Raw genomic sequence first — 19,778 nt, 5'->3', positions numbered from 1 at the left:
GCCCGCGCGGGCTGCGCGGGCAGCGGCGCCGCTCAGCGGCTTGCCGCGAATGCGTTCCAGCGTCCGCCCGAACGCGTCACTTCCAGCGGCATGCCGAACAGGCCGCTCAGCCGGCTGGACGTCAGCCCTTCCGCGGCGTTGCCGGCATACAGGATCGTTCCGGCCGCCGGATCGGCGCCGCCTTCGGCGGATTCCCGGCCGTCAGACAGCCGCCCCATGATCGCGACGTGGTCGAAGCCGGCGGGAATCTCCTCCAGGCGATGCGTAACCAGCACCACGGCGCGGCCCGACTTCTCGGCGCCGATGTCGCCCAGCGTCGCCAGCACCTCTTCGCGGCCGCCCAGGTCCAGTCCCGTCGTCGGCTCGTCGAGCAGCAGCAGGTCGGGATCGGCCATCAGCGCGCGGCAGATGAGCACGCGGGTGCGCTCCCCCTCGCTCAGCCGCCACATCTCCTTGCCTTCGAGGTAGCCGATGCCGAAGCGCTCCATCAGGGCGCGCGCCCGCGCGACCTGCTCGTCGCTGAACGTTTCGCGCCAGCGGCCGATCGAGGCGGTCAGCGACGTCAGGACGACGTCGAGCGGGTCCTCACCGGACGGGAACGTGCGCAGCAGCTCCGCGCTGGCCAGCCCGATGCGGTTGCGGTAGGAGAAGACGTTGACCTTGCCCAGCCGGTTGCCGAGGATCTCCACGCTGCCGGCGGACGGGAACGCGCGGGTCGCCATCATCTGCACGAGCGTCGACTTGCCGACGCCGTTGGGACCGAACAGCACCCACTTCTCCCCCGGCCGGACGGCAAGATTCACGCCGGAGAGGATCCGGCGGCCCTGGCGGCGGAATTCCACGCCGTCAAGGCGCAGCGCGAACTCACTCGTCGCCATCGGCGGCTCGCCGTTCGTCGCCGGCGCGGTGGGCGGCGATGGCCTCTTCGTAGATGCGGATCGTCTGGTCGGCAATCGTTTCCCAGCTGAAGTGGTCGCGTGCGCGCTCGTAGCCGGCGATGCCCATCGCCTCGGCGCGCTCGGGGTTCTCCATGATGCGGTTGATCGCGTCGGCCATGTCGCGCACGAAACGCTCCGGGTCGGTCGGCGTGCCGGTGCCGTCATGCAGCTGCTCGATCGGCACGAGGTAGCCGGTGACGCCGTCGACGACGACTTCGGGAATGCCGCCGGTCGTCGAGGCGACGACGGGCAGCCCGCAGGCCATGGCCTCGAGGTTGACGATGCCGAGCGGCTCGTAGATGCTGGGGCATACGAAGGCGTCGCAGCCGTGCTCGAGGGCGTTGAGCTCGTCCTTCGGCAGCATTTCCTCGATCCACACGACGTTGCCGCGCGTGCGCTGCAGCTCGGCGACCCCGTCCTTGACTTCCTGGGCGATCTGCGGGGTGTCCGGCGCGCCTGCGCATAGGACGACCTGGATGCCCGGATCGACGTGGTGGAGCGCCTTGAGCAGGTACGGCAGGCCCTTCTGGCGCGTGATGCGGCCGACGAACAGCAGCGTCGGCAGGTTGCGGTCGATGCCGTAGCGTTCGAAGACCTCCCAGCCCGGATCGTCGTCGTCGGGCGTGGCGAAGTCGGACAGCGTGATGCCGTTGTGGACGACGGCGACCTTCGCCGGGTCGACGTTCGGGTAGGCGGCGAGGATGTCGGCCTTCATGCCTTCCGACACGGCGATGATGCGGTCGGCATGCTCGTAGGCGTCGCGCTCGGCCCAGGTGCTCAGCTCGTAGCCGCCGCCCAGCTGCTCGCGCTTCCACGGCCGGAACGGCTCGAGGGAATGGGCGGTGATGACCATCGGGATGTCGTGCAGCTGCTGGGCGAGCCTGCCGGCGAGGCAGGTGTACCAGGTGTGGACATGGACGAGTTCCGATTCGACGTCGTTGGCCATCTGCAGGTCGACGCCGAAGGTCTTGAGGGCCGGATTGTCGTCGGCCAGCTCTTCCGGCACGTCGTAGCCGACGACGCGCAGGCTGCCTTCGGGGTGCTCGCACGGAATCTGGGGGATGTCGACCGCCAGGCGCGGGCCGTCGAATGCGCGGACCGTCACGTCGATGCGCTCGGCAAGGACCTTGGAAAGCTCTTCGGCGTGCACGCCCGCCCCGCCGTAGATATCCGGGGGATATTCCCTGGTCAGGATGTCGACTTGCATAGCCGGTCCTTTCTTGTTAGGCATCATGTCTCCTTGGCTAACCACTCTAGTCGCTCGGCGAGCTGGACGAGCCACGAGGCACCAATATAAAATCGCCCGGCTACAAACCGGTTCTCAGCGCAACGCAAAACGGCGCCGCCGCGAGCCCGCGCAAACCCTACGATGTGAGCATGAGCAAAAACGAAACGGCTGACGGCGCCAAGCCGTCCTTTGAACATCCCGTCCATCTGACCGTCGGCGAGAAGGCACCCAACTTCGTGCTGGAATCCGACGAATACAAGCACTATGCGCTGGCCGACTTCAAGCACCAGAACGTCGTGCTGTTCTTCTACCCGCAGGCGCTCAGCAGCGGCTGCACGATCGAGGCGAAGGGCTTCCGCGACAACATGGAGAAGCTCGAGGCGCTGGGCTACACCGTCATCGGCGTGTCCGGCGACGGCGTCGACAAGCTGCAGGAGTTCCGCGAGAAGTACGACCTGAACTTCACGCTGCTGTCCGACCCCACCTACGAGGTGCACAAGCTCTACGGCACCGTCAAGGAGACCTTCGAGCTGGGCAAGAAGGAAATGCACACGGTGCGCTCCACCTTCGCCATCAGCAAGGAAGACAAGATCCTCCTCGCCGACTACGACGTGAAGGTCGAGGACGACTACGTCGAGCAGCTCGTGCATAAGATCGAGCAGGTCGAGCACTGAGCCGCCATCGGCGCAGCATAGGCTAAGCGAAAAGGGCCGCTCCCCCACAGGGGCGGCCCTTTTGCATGCCTGGCGACGCGCCTGCGGGAATCCCCCGCAAGAGGCCATCGGGAATCTTCCCTTGCAGGCAGTCCGCAGGCCCCTGCCGGCGATCCCGATGGCTAGAACGGCGCGGCGGCGGCATCGATGCCTGCGCCGCGCCATGAAGGCGCTCAGACGGCGGTGCCGTTCTGGTCCAGGTTCGGGTTGTTATGCCAGTCACCCGCGTCGAAGAACAGGCTGATGACGCCGGCCGCGAAGACCGCCGACACCGTGATGATCGACCACGTCGGATGGTTCGGCAGCCACATGACGACGAAGAACATGATGGCGGACAGCACGATGACGCACCAGGTGATGATGCGGCATACCTGCCGCGCCGAGTGCGGCGCCTTGAGGACCTTCTGCGGATCGTAGTCGGACGGATCGGTGTTCATCGCATCGACTTCCTCGGCCTTGAGCTCGCTGCTCGTCGGCTTCCAGGGGCCGCTCTGCTTGTCCTTGATGCGCACGGACTTGTCCTGCAGCGCGGATTCGTCCACCATGCCGGAACGTCCGCGTCCCTTCGTTGCGTCGTACTGCTGCGGCACGCCCTTGTTCTTCTTGCTGGCTGCGCGGCGTTCTGCGCGGTTTGGCATCGATGCCCCTCCTTGGTGTTGTTTCGGCTGGAAACGTTTGCTTCGGCTCCCCATCCTACCCTACCGGCCGCTGTTTGCGCGGCCCGTCTTGAAAAAAAGATTCCCCGGCCGCGTGCAAGGCGGTTGCCGGGGAATCTTCCTGTAAGGGGAAATCCGCGGGTTCAGCAGCGCGGCAGCGCCATGCTGCGTTCGCTGGCGACGATCGGCGCCGGCAGTTCCGTGGATCCCATCAGGTAGTTGTCGACGGCGGCCGCGCAGGAACGTCCCTCGGCGATCGCCCAGACGACCAGGCTCTGGCCGCGGCCGGCGTCGCCGCAGGCGAAGACGCCGTCCTGCGACGTCTGGAACGCGTCGTCGCGCGCGACGTTGCCGCGCCCGTCGAGGTCGACCGGCAGCTGCTCCTCGAGCGTGGCGGTGTCCGGGTGCAGGAAGCCGACCGAAATGAGCACGAGGTCGGCCGGAATGATGCGTTCGGTGCCCTTCTGGCGCGTGAACGGGCCGTCCTCGCCCGGGGCGACCGTCACGACCTTCAGGCCGGTGACGTGGCCGGCTTCGTCGGCGACGAAGCCTTCGGTCATCGCGTTCGCCTCGATGGTGACCTTCTCCTCTTCCTGGGGCGTGCCGACGAAGTTCACCGAATCGGTGTTGTAGACGTATTCGCCGCCTTCCTCCATCGACGAGGTCTTCTGGTAGAGGCGCGCGAACGTCGGCCACGGCTGGTTGTCCGGGCGGATGGAAGGCTCCTGCGGCATGATCTGCAGGACTGTGACGTCCTTGGCGCCCTGGCGGATCGACGTGCCCAGGCAGTCGGAGCCGGTGTCGCCGCCGCCGATGATGACGACGTGCTTGTCCTTGGCGGTGATGTCGTGCACCGGCTGCACGCCGTAGACGCGGCGCGTGGCGTCGGGCAGGAACTCCATCGCGAAGTGGATGCCGTCGAGCTGGCGGCCGGGGATGTTCATGTCGCGCGGCACCGTCGAGCCGATGGCGACGACGACGGCGTCGTAGCGGGCGCGCAGGTCGTCCCAGGAAATGTCCTTGCCGATCTCGACGCCGGTGCGGAATTCGGTGCCTTCGGCCTTCATCTGCTCGACGCGGCGGTCGATGATGCGCTTGTCGAGCTTGAAGTTCGGGATGCCGTAGCGCATCAGGCCGCCGATGGCGTCGTCGCGTTCGTAGACGACGACGGTGTGGCCGGCGCGCGTCAGCTGCTGGGCGCAGGCCAGGCCCGCGGGGCCCGAGCCGACGACGGCGACGGTCTGGTCGGACAGGCGCTGCGGCAGCATCGGCTTGACGTAGTCGAGCTCCCATGCCTGGTCGATGATCGTGCATTCGTCGTTCTTGATCATCGTCGGCGGCTGGTGGATGCCCAGCACGCACGCCGATTCGCACAGCGCCGGGCAGATACGGCCCGTCACCTCGGGGAAGTTGTTGGTCATCGACAGCCGGTTGTAGGCGTCCTCCCACTGGCCGGTGCGCACCAGGTCGTTCCATTCGGGGATCAGGTTGCCCAGCGGGCAGCCGGTCATGCAGAACGGCGTGCCGCAATCCATGCACCGGGCGGCCTGCTCCTGCGTCCAGGGCTGCAGCCCCTCCTCGGCGTGGACGTCCTGCCAGTCCTTGATGCGTTCCTCCACCGGCCGTTCGGCGAGTTCGTGGCGGGTCCGTACCTTCAGGAATCCTCTTGGGTCTCCCATGTCAGCGAGCTCCTTCCATGACGTCTTCGTAGGTCTTGTCCCAGACTCCGGGTTCGTTGAAATCGACGTGGGCCGCTTCGGCTTCGCGCATCGCGCGCTGCATCGCGACGAACGTCTTCGGCACGACGTGGGTGAAGCGCTGGCGGGAAGCCGGCCAGTCCTCAAGCAGCGCGGCGGCGAACGCCGAGCCGGTCTCCTCGGCATGCTGCTTGACGAGCGCGTGCACGAACAGGTCGGCCTGCTCGTCGAGCGGCTCGAACGACAGCGCGCCGTTCCTGGCGTCCGGGTTGACCTTGTCCATGTCCAGATCGAGCACGTAGCAGTTGCCGCCCGAGAAGCCGGCGCCGAAGTTGCGGCCGGTGGGCCCGAGGATGACGACGTTGCCGCCGGTCATGTATTCGCAGCCGTGGTCGCCCACGCCCTCGACGACGAACGTGGCGCCGCCGTTGCGCACGCCGAAGCGTTCGCCGGCGCGGCCGGCCACGAACATCTGGCCGCTGGTGGCGCCGAAGCCGAGCACGTTGCCGGCGATGACGTTGTCGTGCGCATCGAACGCGATGCCCTCTTCGGGGCGGATGACGATGCGGCCGCCCGACAGGCCCTTGCCGGCGTAGTCGTTGACTTCGCCATGGATGCGCAGCGTTTCGCCGCGCGGGATGAACGCGCCGATCGACTGGCCTCCGGAGCCGTGCAGCGTCATGTCGATCGTGTCGTCGGGCAGGCCGTCCTCGCCGTAGCGCTTGGTGATCTCGTAGCCGACCATCGTGCCGAGCGTGCGGTTCACGTTGCGGATCGGCATGTCGATCGACACCTTCTCGCCATGCTCGAGGGCCGGCTGCGCCAGCGCGATCAGCTTGTTGTCGAGCGCCTTGTCGAGCTCGTGGTTCTGGTCCTCCGTCTTGTGCAGGATCGTGCCGGGAACCGGGCCGGGCTGCTTGAGCACGTTCGACAGGTCGATGCCGTCGGCCTTCCAGCGGCGGATCGCCTCGTTCTGGTCGAGGCATTCGACGTGGCCCACCGCTTCCTCAAGCGTGCGGAAGCCCAGCTCGGCCAGGATCTCGCGCACTTCCTCGGCGATGAACATGAAGAAGTTGATGACGTGTTCCGGCTTGCCGGTGAAGCGCGCGCGCAGCTCCGGGTCCTGCGTGGCGACGCCCTGCGGGCACGTGTTCTTCTGGCATGCGCGCATCATCACGCAGCCCTCGACGATCAGCGCCGCCGTGGCGAAGCCGAATTCCTCGGCGCCCAGCAGCGCGGCGATGACGACGTCGCGGCCGGTCTTGAGCTCGCCGTCGCACTGGACGGTGATGCGCGAACGCAGGCCGTTCATGATCAGCGTCTGCTGCGTTTCGGACAGGCCGATCTCCCACGGGGTGCCGGCGTGCTTGATGGCGTTGAGCGGGGCCGCGCCGGTGCCGCCGTCGTAGCCGGAGATCAGCACGACGTCGGCATGGCACTTGGCCACGCCGGCCGCGATCGTGCCGACGCCGAACTCGGAGACGAGCTTGACGTGGACGCGGGCGTTGGGGTTGCTCATCTTCGCGTCGTTGATCAGCTGCTTGAGGTCCTCGATCGAGTAGATGTCGTGGTGCGGCGGCGGGGAGATCAGCTCGACGCCCGGCGTCGCATGGCGCACCTCGGCGATCCACGGCGGCACCTTCGCGCCGGGCAGGTGGCCGCCCTCGCCCGGCTTGGCGCCCTGGGCGAGCTTGATCTGCAGGTCGGTGGCGTGCACGAGGTAGTTGGACGTCACGCCGAAGCGCGCCGAGGCGATCTGCTTGATCTTCGAGCAGCGCAGCGGGTCCTCGAGGCGGTCGGGCGATTCGCCGCCCTCGCCGGAGTTGGAGCGCGCGCCGATCGTGTTCATCGCGATCGCCAGCGTTTCGTGGGCTTCCTTCGAAATCGAGCCGTAGCTCATCGCGCCGGTCGAGAAGCGCTTGACGATTTCGGTCGCCGGCTCCACTTCGCAGATGTCGATGGGCTTGCGGTCGTGCTTGAACTTCATCAGGCCGCGCAGCGTCATCAGGCGGTTCGACGTGTCGTTGATATGCGCCGAATACTTCTTGAACATGCCGTAGTCGCCGCGCTGGGTCGACTGCTGCAGCAGGAAGATCGCCTCGGGGTCGTTGAGGTGGTCTTCGCCGGTACGGCGCCACTTGTAGTCGCCGCCGGTGCGCAGGTTGCGGTGCGGCGTGGCCGTCCACTGGTTCGGATAGGCCACGCGGTGGCGGATCGCCACCTCCTCGGCGATTTCGTCGAGCCCGCAGCCTCCGACGCGCGAGACGGTGCCGCCGAAGTAGTCGTTGATGACCTCCTCGTCGAGGCCGACGGCCTCGAACAGCTGGGCGCCGCGGTAGCTCATGATCGTCGAGACGCCCATCTTGCTCATGATCTTGAGCACGCCGGTCGACAGCGCCTTCTTGAGGTTGGCGACGGCCGTCTGCGGATCGACGGTGACGTAGCCGGCGCGCGAGAGCGCCTCGACCGAATCGAACGCGAGGTAGGGGTTGACGGCGGCCGCGCCGTACGCGATCAGCAGCGCGACGTGGTGGATTTCGCGCACGTCGCCGGTCTCGACGACCATCGAGATCTGCGTGCGGTTGTGGTTCTTCACCAGGTGATGCTGGACGGCGCTCGTCAGCAGCAACGACGGGATCGGGCCCCACGTATGGTTCGAATCGCGGTCGGAGAGGATCAGGAAGTTCTTGCCGTCGGCGATGGCCGCGTCGATTTCGTCGTAGATTTCCGCGATGCGGGCGCGCAGCGCGTCGCCGCCGCCGGCGACCTGGTACAGGCCCTTGACGACGTACGGACGGTAGTGGTCGTGCAGCTCCTTGGCGCGGTCGAGGCGCTTGAGCTGGCTCATCTCGACCGAATCGAGCACCGGCAGCGGGATGAGGATCTTCTTGGCGTGCAGCGCGCTGTCCTCGAGCAGGTTCGGCTCGGGGCCGATGGCCGATTCGATGGACGTGACGATCTTCTCGCGCTCCCAGTCGAGCGGCGGGTTGGTGACCTGCGCGAACTTCTGCGTGAAGTAGTCGAACAGCATGCGTGAGCGCGACGACAGCGGCGCGAGCGGCGCGTCGTTGCCCATGGACCCGAGCGGCTCCTTGCCGGTGTTCGCCATCGGCGTGAGCACGATCTTCAGGTCCTCTTCGGTGTACCCGAAGGCGCGCTGGCGGCGCGTGACCGAATGGTCGTTGTAGTTGATGTGCTCGCGCTTGGGCAGCTCCTTCATCTCGACGGTGTTGCCTTCGAGCCATTCGCGGTACGGATGCTGGTGCGCAAGCTGCTGCTTGATCTCCTCGTCCGGCACGATGCGGCCTTCGGCGGTGTCGACTAGGAACATCTTGCCAGGCTCGAGGCGCCCCTTGGCCACGATGTCGCCTTCCGGGGTATCCGGGAGGACGCCGGCTTCGGAGGCGAGGACGACGTAGCCGTCCTTCGTGACCTGCCAGCGGCCCGGGCGGAAGCCGTTGCGGTCGAGCACGGCGCCGACGAGCGTGCCGTCGGTGAAGATGATGTCGGCCGGCCCGTCCCACGGCTCGATGAGCGTGTTGTTGTATTCGTAGAAGGCGCGCACGTCCGGGTCGAGGTCCGGGTCCTTCTCCCATGCCGGCGGCACCATCATCAGGATGGCGTGCGGCAGCGAGCGGCCGGCCAGGTGCAGCAGCTCGAGGCATTCATCGAAGCTGCCCGAATCGGAGTCGCCCGGGGTGAGGATCGGCAGCAGCTGCTGGATGTCGCCGAGCAGCGGCGACTTGAGGTTGCCTTCGCGCGCCGTCAGCCAGTTGCGGTTGCCCTGGATCGTGTTGATCTCGCCGTTGTGCGCGAGCAGGCGGAACGGCTGGGCCAGCGGCCAGCTGGGGAACGTGTTCGTCGAGAAGCGCGAATGGACGATGGCGATCGTGGCCTTCATGCGCCCGTCGGACAGGTCCGGGAAGAAGGGCTTGAGCTGCATCGTGGTGAGCATGCCCTTGTAGGTGATCGTGCGGCTGGAGAGCGACGCGAAGTAGACGCCGACTTCATGCTCGACGCGCTTGCGCACGCGGTAGGTCTTGCGGTCGAGGTCGATGCCGGCGAGCTTGCCGTCCGGGTCGGCCAGTACGAGCGTCTTGAACGCGGGCATCGAGGCGAGGGCCTGCAGCCCCAGTCCGTCGGGGTTGGTCGGCACGACGCGCCAGGCGAGCACTTCGAGCCCCTCGTCGCGCGCGATGGCGGCAATGGCCTGCTCCTGCTGCGAGGAGACGGCGATGTCGCGGTCGAGGAAGGCGATGCCGGCGGCATAATGGCCCGCTTCGGGAAGCTGCGCGTCGATGGTCGCGCGCATGAATTCATCCGGCATGCTCATCAGGATGCCGGCGCCGTCGCCGGTGTTCTCCTCGGCGCCCACGGCGCCGCGGTGGTTGAGGTTGACGAGCACCTCGATTGCGTCATCGACGATCTTGCGTTCCGGCTCGCGATGGAGCGTGGTGACCATGCCGACGCCGCAGGCGTCATGCTCGGCGGCTGGATCATAGAGACCATCAGGACGATGAATCGTCAAATCTAGCGGGGCTCCAAATGTCACCTCTATCACCTCTTCTTGTCGACGGACTCGGCTGCCAAGGCGGCACAAAAGCGCCAAAACAGCAAATTGCCTTCACAGATTACTGGACACACTTCTCAGCCATGTTTCGGCGTCCACATTCCGGTTCCCCCGACACGCCGTCTTCACATAAGGCAGCCGCCCATGCTTCCCAGGGCCGGCGCCATGGGGCAATCGCCCATGGCGCTGCCTGCCGGGCCGGCCATGAGGGGTCCGGCGCCGCCATGCGGCAATGGGCCATGAATGCCCTCCAGGCACGGGGCGCCGTCATTCGACGGATTTGAGCGCTTCCAGCATGTCCACGTCGCGCAGCCGGCGATGGACCAGGATCCCCAGCAGGGCCAGCACGGCCACGACCAGCGCCACCGGCACCACGAATTCCACAGCCTGCGGCGCCGGGTCGAACATGACGTCCGGCGGGGGCACCTCGGCGATGATGAAGCGGCGCAGCCACTCGCCGAACGCGAACCCGGCGAGGATGCCGAGCGCCGACAGCAGCACCGTTTCGCGGTAGATGTACATGGTCACCTCCCGGTCCGTGAAGCCCAGCACCTTGAGCGTCGACAGTTCGCGCATGCGTTCGGACACGTTGAGGTTCGTCAGGTTGTAGAGGATGACCATGGCCAGCAGCGTGGCGACGACGACCAGCACCGTCATGATGATGTCGAGCGCGGTGACGATGCGGTCGACCATGGCGCGCATCGCCGTGTTCTGCACGACGGACTTGACGCCGTCGACGGCGACGAAGGCCGCGGCCTGCCGCTCGACCGCCTCCGCGTCGGCGTCGGCGAGGGAAACCATATGCGCGTTCGGCGCATATGCCGTGCCGAACGCGTTGCCATAGCCGTCGGCCGACAGGAACAGGAAATGCCCGATGTACATTTCCGTAATGCCGGCGACGCGGAACGAGCGCTGCGTTCCGGTGGCATCCTCCACGCTGATGACGTCGCCTTCCGCCGCCCCCAGCATCGATGCCAGCGACTCGCTGACGACGGCGCCGCGGTCGGTCAGCGCCACGCTGGTGCCGTCCCTGGAGCCGAGCGTGATGAACGATGCCAGCGCATAGGCGTCGTCGGTGGCGATCATCGTGATGGACTGGCGTCCCTGCGTAGCGTCGCCGTTCAGCGACATCTCCTCGTAGCGGATCGGCGTGGACCGGCAGACCTGCTCGTCGCCGGCCACGCTGTCCGCCGCCGCCTGGCTTTCGGCGTCGCTGTTGTCGGAGCGTTCGGCCACGATCAGGTCGTACGTCACCAGTTCGTCGAACTGCCGGTCGGCGACATGGCGGATCGACGCCTGCACCCCCAATCCCGCGGCCAGCATCGCCACGGCGCCGCAGACGCCGAATATCGTCATGAACATGCGCCCTTTGTAGCGGAAGATGTTGCGCGCGGTCACCTTGCCGGTGAAATTCAGCCGGTTCCATACCGGCTTGACGCGTTCGAGGAGGATCCGCGAGCCTTTCGCCGGCGGCTTGGGCCGCAGCAGCGACGCCGGCTGTTCCCGTGCATCGCGCAGGGCGACGAGCCATGTCGGCGCGATGGCGGCCAGCCAGCCGAACACGAACGCCAGTGCCGCGATAGCGGGATACCAATGCAGTTCGATGCGCGGCAGGATGAAATGCTTGCCGTACGCCGAATAGACGATCAGCGGCAGCAGCGTATGGCCGAGCGCGACGCCCACGGCGGTGCCGATGGTCGAGGCGGCGAACCCGTAGAGCGTGTATTTCGCCATCACCGACGCATTGGAATAGCCCAGCGCCTTGAGCGTGCCGGCATTGCCCCGCTCCTCGTCCACCATGCGTCCCATCGTCGAAAACGTCACGAGCGCCGCCACCATATAGAGGAACGGAGGGAAGATGGCCGCCAGCTTCGTCACGATCCGCGAAATCGTTTCGTAGACCGCATAGCCCTTGCCCGTCAGCCCCTCGCTGCGGCTCGCCACCGTATACGCGGGAACCGACAGCCCGTCGACCTTCTGCGCGGCCGCGTCGATGCGCGCCTGGGCCTCGGCGATGTCGGCTTCGGCCTGCGGCTTGGCTTCGTTGAATTCCGCCAGCTTCGCCTCGTATTCTTCCTCGGCCTGCTCCAGCGCACGCTGCCCCGTGATGAGCTCGCCGGCATCGTCGGCGGCCTGCTGGGCGATCGACGCGACGCTTGCCGACAGGCGCTGCTTGCCCGAGGCGGCTTCCTGCGCGGCCTGCGCGAGGGCTCCGGCGTTGGCCTGGTAGTCCGCGCTGCCTTCCTCCAGCGTCCCCGCAGCGTCGCGCCATGCGCCCAGCGAGGAATCGTAGCCATCCAGCGCCGCATTGTACTGGCCTACCGATGACTCATAGGATGCCACGGCCTGGTTGTACGTGGAGACGAGCCGCTCGTAGACGCTGCCGGTGACGCCGGTCAGCCGCCATACGTTCAGCGCGCCCCCGATGGCGTCCAGCTGCGTTCCGGCGGACTGGATCCGGGATTCGGCGTCCTCCAGCGCCGCCTGCGCCTGCGTCAGCGATGTCCATCCGTTCGCCAGCTGCGCTTCGCCGGAGGCGATCTGCCGGTCCGCCGACGCCAGCTGCGCCTGCGCGCCGGCAATCTTGGAGTCGGCTGCCGTAAGCGTTCCCCCGGCCTGCGCAAGCTGCGATGCCAGGTCCGCCCCTTCCTGCACCGCATCCGCCTTGCCTTGCGCGATGGCGTCCTTGGCGGCGTCGATCTGCGATTTGGCGTCGTCCAGCTGCGTTTGCGCATCCTGAAGCTGCTGCCTGGATTCGTCGAGCTGCTTGCGCGCTTCGGCGATCTGCGCGCGGCGTTCTTCCTTGAGGCTCTCCTCGCGCAACGCGGGCTGGCCGGCCAGCGCTCCATCCAGCGCCGCGATGCCCTCCTGCACGGCCTCGGCATAGCCGTCTTCCCAGTATTCCAGCCCCTGCGTCGACGTGAACGTAACGCGGCCCAGCATGGCGACCGGCGAATCGAAGGCGCTGTCGGCGACGAATCCATAGCCGGCCAGGTCGCCGGTGCCGGCAGTGGACGACCCCATGCCGGCGTGCGACACGATGTCGCTGGCGTTGACGAAGCCGACGACGCGGAAGCTGTCGGATGCCAGCACGGTATCGCCGGCGATGTCGGCCGGCTCGTCGATGCGGAACGTGCTGCCGACCGCGTAGATGCCGCGTTCGCTGGAACTCAACGCGATTTCCGCAGGGTCGTCTGGAAGCCGCCCCTCGATGATTTCGACGGTGGAGATCGACTGCGGCATCGAGAAGATGCGCACCGCATGCGAGCTGTTGGCGATCGTCACGTCCTTGAACCAGCTGAATTCCGCCTGCGCCACTCCTTCCGTCTTCCGGACGGCCTCCTGGTCGTCTTCGGTCAGGCCGTATTCGCTGACGACCGTGGCGTCGGCGAGGTTATGGCTGCCGTAATAGGACGAGCCGGTGGCCTGCATGTCGGGCGCCGTGACGAACAGGCCAACCAATGCGAACGATCCCAGCGCCATGAGCGCGGCGATTGACGCGAATCGCCCCTTGGATCCCTTCAGCGTGGCCGTGCGGTCGCGGCGCAGCGCCGACCGACGGCCGCGACGGCGCGGCGAGCCGCGTGCGGCGTCCGTTCCATGCCTGGCGTTGCGTCCCATCTCCCGCTCCTTTGCGTGCGCGGCCGCCCCGTTGGCTGCATCCCTTCCTCACGATTATACGAATCGGCTACAGGTATTGCATCAGCGACGTGATGATCTGGTCGTTGAGCAGCCGCCCGCGCAACGTCGGCACGGCGCGGCCGCCGGCAAGCGTCAGCAAGCCGTCGTCGGCGAAGCGCCGCCATGCGCTGGAAGGGATCTGCGGCAGCAAGGAAATCTCGAATCCTTCGCGGATGCGCAGGCCCAGCATCAGTTCTTCCTCGGCGTTTTCCCGCGCCGAAATGCGCTCGGAACCGCTCCACGGCACGTCTTCGGCGGCAATCTGGCGCGCCCACAGCCGCGGATGCGCGGTATCCCAGGCGCGCAGGCCGACGGCGTCTTCACAACCGCCGGCACCGAGCGCATAGTGGCTGTGCGCGCCGGGGCCGATGCCGCTCCAGTCGACGTTGCGCCAGTACCCGAGATTGTGCCGGCTTTCGAAGCCGGGGCGCGCCCAGTTGCTCACTTCGTACCACTGCAAGCCGGCTTCGGACAGCAGCCGGTCGGCAATCTCGTATTTCGCGGCTTCGTCGTCGTCGTCCGGCTTCGGCAACGTCCCGGCGGCGATGCGGCGCCCCATTTTCGTCGTCGGCTCGACGGTGAGCGCGTATGCGGAGACGTGGTCGACGCCCAGGTCGATGGCCACGCGCACCGACGTCTCCCAGTCGGCGACGCTCTCCCCCGGCGTGCCGTAGATCAGGTCGACGCTGGAACGGATGCCGGCCTTGCGCGCCGCTTCGACGCCGGCTTCGACGTTCGCCGGCGTATGGGTGCGGTCCAGCGTTTCCAGCACGCACGGCACCGCGGACTGCATGCCGAACGAAATGCGGTTGAAGCCGCCTTCGGCCAGCGTGGCAATGTAGCGTTCGTCGACGGTGTCGGGGTTGGCTTCGGCGGTGATCTCCGCATCCGGCTCCACTCCCCAGATGTCGCAGATGGCGTCCAGCATCAGCACGAGGTCTTCCGCCGGCAGGATCGTCGGCGTCCCGCCGCCGAAGAACACGCTGGAAACCGGCGGCTCGACGATGCCGCGGCCGAGCTGCCAGCGGCGCACGAGCTGCATTTCGCGGATCGCCAGCTGCGCGTAGTTCTCGCGCGACGCCCCCGAACCGAGGTCGCGCGCCGTGTAGGTATTGAAATCGCAATAGCCGCACCGCCTCATGCAGAACGGCACGTGAACGTACACTTCGAAAGCCACGCCCCCACTGTAATGCACGCCCGCGGCGTTCGCCTCCCGGCGCGGAAGGACTCTAGATTTGCGCTGAGGGGATTTCCGCTACGCCGGCTTCGGCCAGCTGGCGGCTGGCGATTTCCCCCAGTTCGGGGCTGACCGGCGCGGTGAGGTCGCTCAATACGCGCGTCGGGAAGCCAAGCCGCGCCGCGTCCAGCGCCGTATCCTTGACGCAATGCGACTGCGCGAGCCCCACGACATCCACCGACGTCACGCCGGCTGCCCGCAGGTCCTGCTCCAGCGTCAGCCCGGCTGCCTGTGCCGCGGCCACTTCCTCGCGCGTCGGAACCGCATCCTCGCGGTTGTCTTCGACGCCTTCGAATCCGGAGTAGGCGGCGGAATACTGGCCTTTCTTGAAGTGGTGAACGGCGATGCCGGCCGCGTCGAGCGCTGCTGCGACGGCGGCATGAATGGCCGCGTTCGGCGTGCCGGCGGCGCCATGCACCGGCCATGTGTCGACGAAATCCGGGGTGGCGGACCAGTGCGAACCGGGTTCGACGTGCCAGTCCTGCGTGGTGGCCACATAGCCGTAGTCGGTGGCGTGTTCATCGACGAACCCCGCGATGGCCTGCGCGACGGCGTTGCCGCCGTCCACGGCCAGTTCGCCGCCTTCGCAGAACGTAGGCTGGACGTCGACGATGATAAGTGCGCGTGTCATATGGTGTCCCTTCAACGGCGTTGGTTGCCAACCACGTTAGCGGGCCATAGCGCAGCCAGCCAATGGCTTTCCGCAATTTGGCTAGTTTTTGCAATGCTCCACGCACCGCCATCGATGGCAGACAGACATTTGATGTCTGAAAATGCTGTGTATACCAAAGAATGCCATTGAATGCTAAAAAATGCGGTTTAATGCCTGAAAATGCCATTTGATGCAGAGCGATGCGCCGATGATGGCTGGCGGCATGGGAACGGCGGCGTAGAATGCTGGTATTGTTCGCTTACCGATTGCAAAGGAGCAAGACCATGGCGAAGCAACTCGAAGATATCAAGGCCATCGCCAACATCGGCGCCGGAACGATGGGGCATGCCACCGCCCTGCAGTTCGCGATGCACGGCTACCCGGTCACGATCGTCGAGGCCGGCAACCTCGACCTCGATGCCGTACTGGCGAAAATCCGCGCCGAAGCGCAGGAACTGGCCGACAATGGCATGCTGCCCGGCGGCGACGTCGACGCCGTGATGGAGCGGATCTCCACCATAACCGACATCGCCGAAGGCGTTGCCGATGCCGACTTCATCATCGAATCGATCGTCGAGAATCTCGATGTCAAGAAGCAGGTATGGAGCGAGATCGAACGCAGCGCGCCGGCCGACGCCATCTTCGCCACGAACACGTCGGGACTGTCGCCAACGGCGTTGCAGGAAGCGTTGGAGCATCCAGAACGGCTTGTCGTCGCGCATTTCTGGAATCCCGCGCAGCTGATGCCTCTCGTCGAGGTGGTGCCCGGAGTGCAGACCTCCCCGGAGGTCGCCGAAACCACGGCGCAGCTGATGGCGCGCATCGGCAAGAAACCGGCGAAACTAAGCCGCGAAGCGTTCGGGTTCGTCGGCAACCGCTTGCAGTGCGCATTGCTGCGCGAAGCGACGAACATCGTCAACGAAGGCATCGCGGACGCCCAGACGGTCGATACGGTCATGGAAAACAGCCTCGGCCTGCGCTGGAGCATTCTCGGGCCGCTTGCCAGCGCCGATCTGGGCGGACTGGACACCTTCTTCAACGTGTCGAAATACCTGAACGCCGACATCTCGTCGAATACAGGCGAGGACCCGATGCTGGCGAAACTCGTTGCCGAAGGCAATCTCGGCCAGAAAACCGGCCACGGCTTCTATGACTGGACCGGCGACGAAGGACGCGAGAAAATCGCACGCCGCGACCGCAAGCTGATGGAGGCGATGAAAGCCGAACAGGACGCCCATCGCTCACCCGACGAGTGATAGCGGTACGCAAGTATCGTCAGGACCTGTCCAAAGCGCCGGCCATGGGTACGGAATGTTTCCGAATGTCCCGTTCCATACCCGTGGCAGGCGCTCGTCAATTTTCCATAAACCAGCCGCCCGTCAACTCTCGGAACCGGAATCCTCGCCCTCCGTGCCATGTTCCGTCAGGTAGGCGGTAACGGGAATCATGTCGATCTTCTCCTCCCCTTTCAGCGCGCTGGTGTAGACCAGTTGCTCACGGCTGAGATTGTCCAGAATCTCGTTGGCCAGCCGCGTGCGCTCCGAACGGTCCGTACGGCGCGGCTTGCCGCTCAGCAGCACCTGTTCGAGAATGCGCCGTACGCTCTTCGACTTCAAGTACAGGTCGCTCTTGATCTTGACCATGTAGCCGTTCGCCCCGTACAGCACCACGCCTTCGCGGTCGCTGTGGCGCGCCTCGTCGATCTGCTCGAGCAGTGCGTACTCGTTCTGCGCGATGGCTACCGTTTCCGGGCGCGCAAAAACGCCGAGTGCGTCGACGTCGCGTTCCGCCCCGTAGTCGATGCTGAACGTCTTCTCGTTGCGGATGGCATGCAGGAACACGGCCTGCGAATGCTCGTAGCGGATGATATGGCGGTCCGATTCGTTGTCGATGATTTCGAACGCCAGCGTGACGCCATGGGCGCGCAGGATTGCGAGCAGACGCTCGTATGATCCTTCGACACGTCCGAGCGCGGCCATGACCTGCTGCGCAATGAGCGCGGAATAATCCGTCACTCCGCTCTTCGAATAGAAGCGCAGCCCGTCGCCGGAAGCGTTGAGCCCGACGAGCCCGAGAAAGCCGTTCTCCTTGCGCTCCACCCGCACCGGATATTCGATGGACTCCAGCACTTTAGGCAGCGATGTTTCCCTGTTTTCTTCAAGATTGAAGAACTTCTCGAAACCGCGCATGACGACGTTGCCGTCTTCGTCGAGGAACAGCCCGCGTGCCGTACTCGTGTATTGGTTCCAGACATGGTTGAAGAAGGCGTCCCGCGTAAAGTTGCATGCGTACACGCCGTCGTCGCCGGCTACCGGCTTGACCCGTACGTATTCGTTGCGTTCCATCTGGTGCAGCAGGTTGCCGTCGTCGGGCACCGCCGTGACATCGATATCGTTTCCGGCTACCGTCGCATCGCCGGCATGCGCTCCGCCGCCTGCTACCGCAGCTTGTGCGCTGCCGCTGCTCGCGGATGACGCGACGTTCCCACGCATCTTCATGCCCTTCTTATACGTACGCTTGAGGAAATCGGGAGGGACGCGTTCCTCGCGGTCGCGTTCGGCGTTGCGCCGCAGCAGCTCGTCCAGCGGCACGTCGAGGAAGTCGCGGAACTGAACATGCGCGCCGCATTGCCGCGCCAGTTCGATTTCCTCGCTCACGTATGCGGGGTTGACGTGCATGGCATCGCTGATGACGTTCAGGCCGCGGCCCAGCGCTTCGCGCATCAGATGGCGCGACGAGTCCATCAGCAGCTCGCGCTGCGCGTCGGTGGCGTGCTTATGCCAGGTGGAGCGGTGGGCCATCATCATTTCCCTCATCGAGTCGAGGTTGACGATGACGGTGGCCGGTCCGGCTTGCTGCCGAGCCCACGTGCTCTTGCCGCTGGCCGGGAACCCGCGCAGAATCGTCAGCGTCGGGTGCCCGTCGTCCGCCGCTTCCTTCGGCACGGCTCCATGGAAGTCATGGAACGCTTCGACGATGCGCGTTTCGGCTACCGGCTTCATGCCCCACGCATCCACGCCGATGTTGAGTTCGCGCGGGTTGTCGAATTCATATGGCGTGCGCGCGTGCGTATGGCCGTGCAGCAGGTATGTGCTCCCGTCGTCCTCGAACGCGTACTGACGGTACTTCGCCTGCTTCGCGTTCTGGCTCATTCCCTCTGTCTCGCCATCGTTGAAATGCGCGGCGAACTGGAAATGGGACAGCTCCACCTCCCCCAATCCGTCAATCGTCGTGCGGCCACGAACGGCAACGTCGTTGAAAACGGTGAGCAGCAGGTTCATATAGTCGTCGCCCGGTTCCAGCTGCTCATGGTTGCCCAGCACCAGATGCAGCCGTTCGCGCGGCACGTTTACCGTCCTCAAACGTTCCAGCGCGACATTGAGGGCACGGGTTCCGCCGGGGCCGATGTCGCCCAGCACGTACAGGTCGTCGCCTTCGCCGACGGTGGCGTTGATGCCGGCGACGATATCGTCGTCATGGCGCTGCCAATCCACCATCTCTTCCCACGAATAGACGCCGGCGCGGCGCAGCTCGCGCAGCGCTTCGGCTCCCACTGTCTCAAATCCGGGCCGCGCATACCCGCGCAACGCCGCTACGAACGGATGATGAAAATGCAGGTCGCTGGTAAAGTACTTCACTGTTTCCTCTCCTCTCCCCTCGATCCTGAATCTTGGATCATTGCGCCGGTTTCGTCATCGAAAACCGTTCCCAATATAGACGGAACGTCGCGGAACGGCCAAATTCGCGCAGGCTGCGGCGAATCTTCCTTGCCGGCAGCGGCGACGCTTCCTACGATAGGCACCATGGCAGCGAAACGATCGGCGCGGCAGCAGGCGTCGCAACAGCAATGGCAGCACGTAGAGCACGGCTTCGGACCGCTGTGGAACGAAGATTCCCGCGTGCTGTTCCTCGGCACGATGGCAAGTCCGAAGTCGCGGGAAGCCGGATTCTTCTACATGCATCCGCGCAACCGTTTCTGGCCGGTCATGGAAGCGCTGTTCGCCGATCCCGACGACCCTTCCGACCGCGTCGGAACCACCCGGGACGAGCGGCGGCGGTTCGCGCTGCGGCATGGCATCGCGCTGTGGGATACGGTGGAATCCTGCGACATCCTCGGCGCTTCGGACGCGAGCATACGCAACGTCGTCCCAGCCGATCTCGGCCCGATGATCAAAGGCTCGCGCATCCGGCATATCTATCCGACTGGCGCGAAGTCGGCGCAGCTTTTCCAGCGTTATTGCTTGCCGAAACTTGAGGAAGAGGGCCTTGGCGACGTGCCGGCGACGCCGCTGCCGTCCACGAGCCCCGCCTACGCCGCGAAGACGCTGGAGGAAATCACCGAGATGTTCCGCTCCCGCATCGCTCCGGAAGACCTGCGCGCCGTCCGCGGGCGATAACGGTCAGGC

General features: G+C 65.8%; 12 protein-coding genes. 3 read left to right on the top strand and 9 right to left on the bottom strand.

The annotated features are described in order from the left end of the window. Positions 1–32 precede the first annotated feature (32 nt). Together AC1AXT_RS00385 and glgA are read right to left on the bottom strand one after the other, a co-directional pair. Positions 33–878, bottom strand: a complete 846-nt coding sequence (locus AC1AXT_RS00385) for an ABC transporter ATP-binding protein (RefSeq protein ID WP_476539686.1) — start codon at positions 876–878, stop codon at positions 33–35. After that, positions 865–2,145: a glycogen synthase gene (glgA, locus tag AC1AXT_RS00380; RefSeq protein WP_476540487.1), complete on the bottom strand. Its 1,281-nt coding sequence runs from the start codon at positions 2,143–2,145 to the stop codon at positions 865–867. The genes AC1AXT_RS00385 and glgA overlap by 14 nt, the downstream gene beginning before the upstream one ends. A gap of 170 nt (positions 2,146–2,315) precedes the next feature. Between glgA and AC1AXT_RS00375 the strand changes: the two genes are divergently transcribed. Further along, on the top strand, positions 2,316–2,840 hold the full coding sequence (locus AC1AXT_RS00375) for a peroxiredoxin (RefSeq protein WP_476539684.1): 525 nt from the start codon (positions 2,316–2,318) through the stop codon (positions 2,838–2,840). Positions 2,841–3,052: 212 nt separating this feature from the next. On the opposite strand, the gene AC1AXT_RS00370 is transcribed toward AC1AXT_RS00375, so the two are convergent. From AC1AXT_RS00370 to AC1AXT_RS00345, 6 genes are all read right to left on the bottom strand, one after another. Then, complete coding sequence (locus tag AC1AXT_RS00370; RefSeq protein ID WP_476539682.1) at positions 3,053–3,517, bottom strand: tripartite tricarboxylate transporter TctB family protein; 465 nt, start codon at positions 3,515–3,517, stop codon at positions 3,053–3,055. Between the two features lie 161 nt (positions 3,518–3,678). Next, positions 3,679–5,214: a glutamate synthase subunit beta gene (locus AC1AXT_RS00365; RefSeq protein ID WP_476539680.1), complete on the bottom strand. Its 1,536-nt coding sequence runs from the start codon at positions 5,212–5,214 to the stop codon at positions 3,679–3,681. Between the two features lies 1 nt (position 5,215). Beyond that, positions 5,216–9,784, bottom strand: a complete 4,569-nt coding sequence (gene gltB / locus AC1AXT_RS00360; RefSeq protein ID WP_476539678.1) for a glutamate synthase large subunit — start codon at positions 9,782–9,784, stop codon at positions 5,216–5,218. A 285-nt stretch (positions 9,785–10,069) separates the two neighbouring features. Beyond that, the gene (locus AC1AXT_RS00355) at positions 10,070–13,423 is read right to left on the bottom strand and encodes an ABC transporter permease (RefSeq protein WP_476539676.1); all 3,354 of its coding nucleotides are present in this window, start codon (positions 13,421–13,423) and stop codon (positions 10,070–10,072) included. 67 nt (positions 13,424–13,490) lie between these two features. Further along, positions 13,491–14,624, bottom strand: a complete 1,134-nt coding sequence (gene hemW, locus AC1AXT_RS00350) for a radical SAM family heme chaperone HemW (RefSeq protein ID WP_476562559.1) — start codon at positions 14,622–14,624, stop codon at positions 13,491–13,493. A gap of 88 nt (positions 14,625–14,712) precedes the next feature. Next, a complete protein-coding gene (locus AC1AXT_RS00345; RefSeq protein WP_476562523.1) occupies positions 14,713–15,351 on the bottom strand; it encodes an isochorismatase family protein in 639 nt (212 codons plus the stop codon). 305 nt (positions 15,352–15,656) lie between these two features. Between AC1AXT_RS00345 and AC1AXT_RS00340 the strand changes: the two genes are divergently transcribed. Then, entirely contained in the window at positions 15,657–16,628 is a 972-nt protein-coding gene (locus AC1AXT_RS00340; protein WP_476562522.1) for a 3-hydroxyacyl-CoA dehydrogenase family protein, read from the top strand. A 123-nt stretch (positions 16,629–16,751) separates the two neighbouring features. Here the strand turns inward: AC1AXT_RS00340 and AC1AXT_RS00335 are convergent, their stop codons facing one another. Then, complete coding sequence (locus AC1AXT_RS00335; protein WP_476539670.1) at positions 16,752–19,010, bottom strand: RNA ligase; 2,259 nt, start codon at positions 19,008–19,010, stop codon at positions 16,752–16,754. A 165-nt stretch (positions 19,011–19,175) separates the two neighbouring features. On the opposite strand from AC1AXT_RS00335, the gene AC1AXT_RS00330 reads away from it, so the two are divergent. Beyond that, positions 19,176–19,769, top strand: coding sequence for a uracil-DNA glycosylase family protein (locus tag AC1AXT_RS00330; protein ID WP_476539668.1), 594 nt, complete (start codon positions 19,176–19,178; stop codon positions 19,767–19,769). The last annotated feature ends 9 nt before the right edge of the window (positions 19,770–19,778 follow it).

Source organism: Bifidobacterium sp. LH_450 (assembly GCF_056356715.1).
This window is presented reverse-complemented; position numbering and strand designations above follow the sequence as displayed.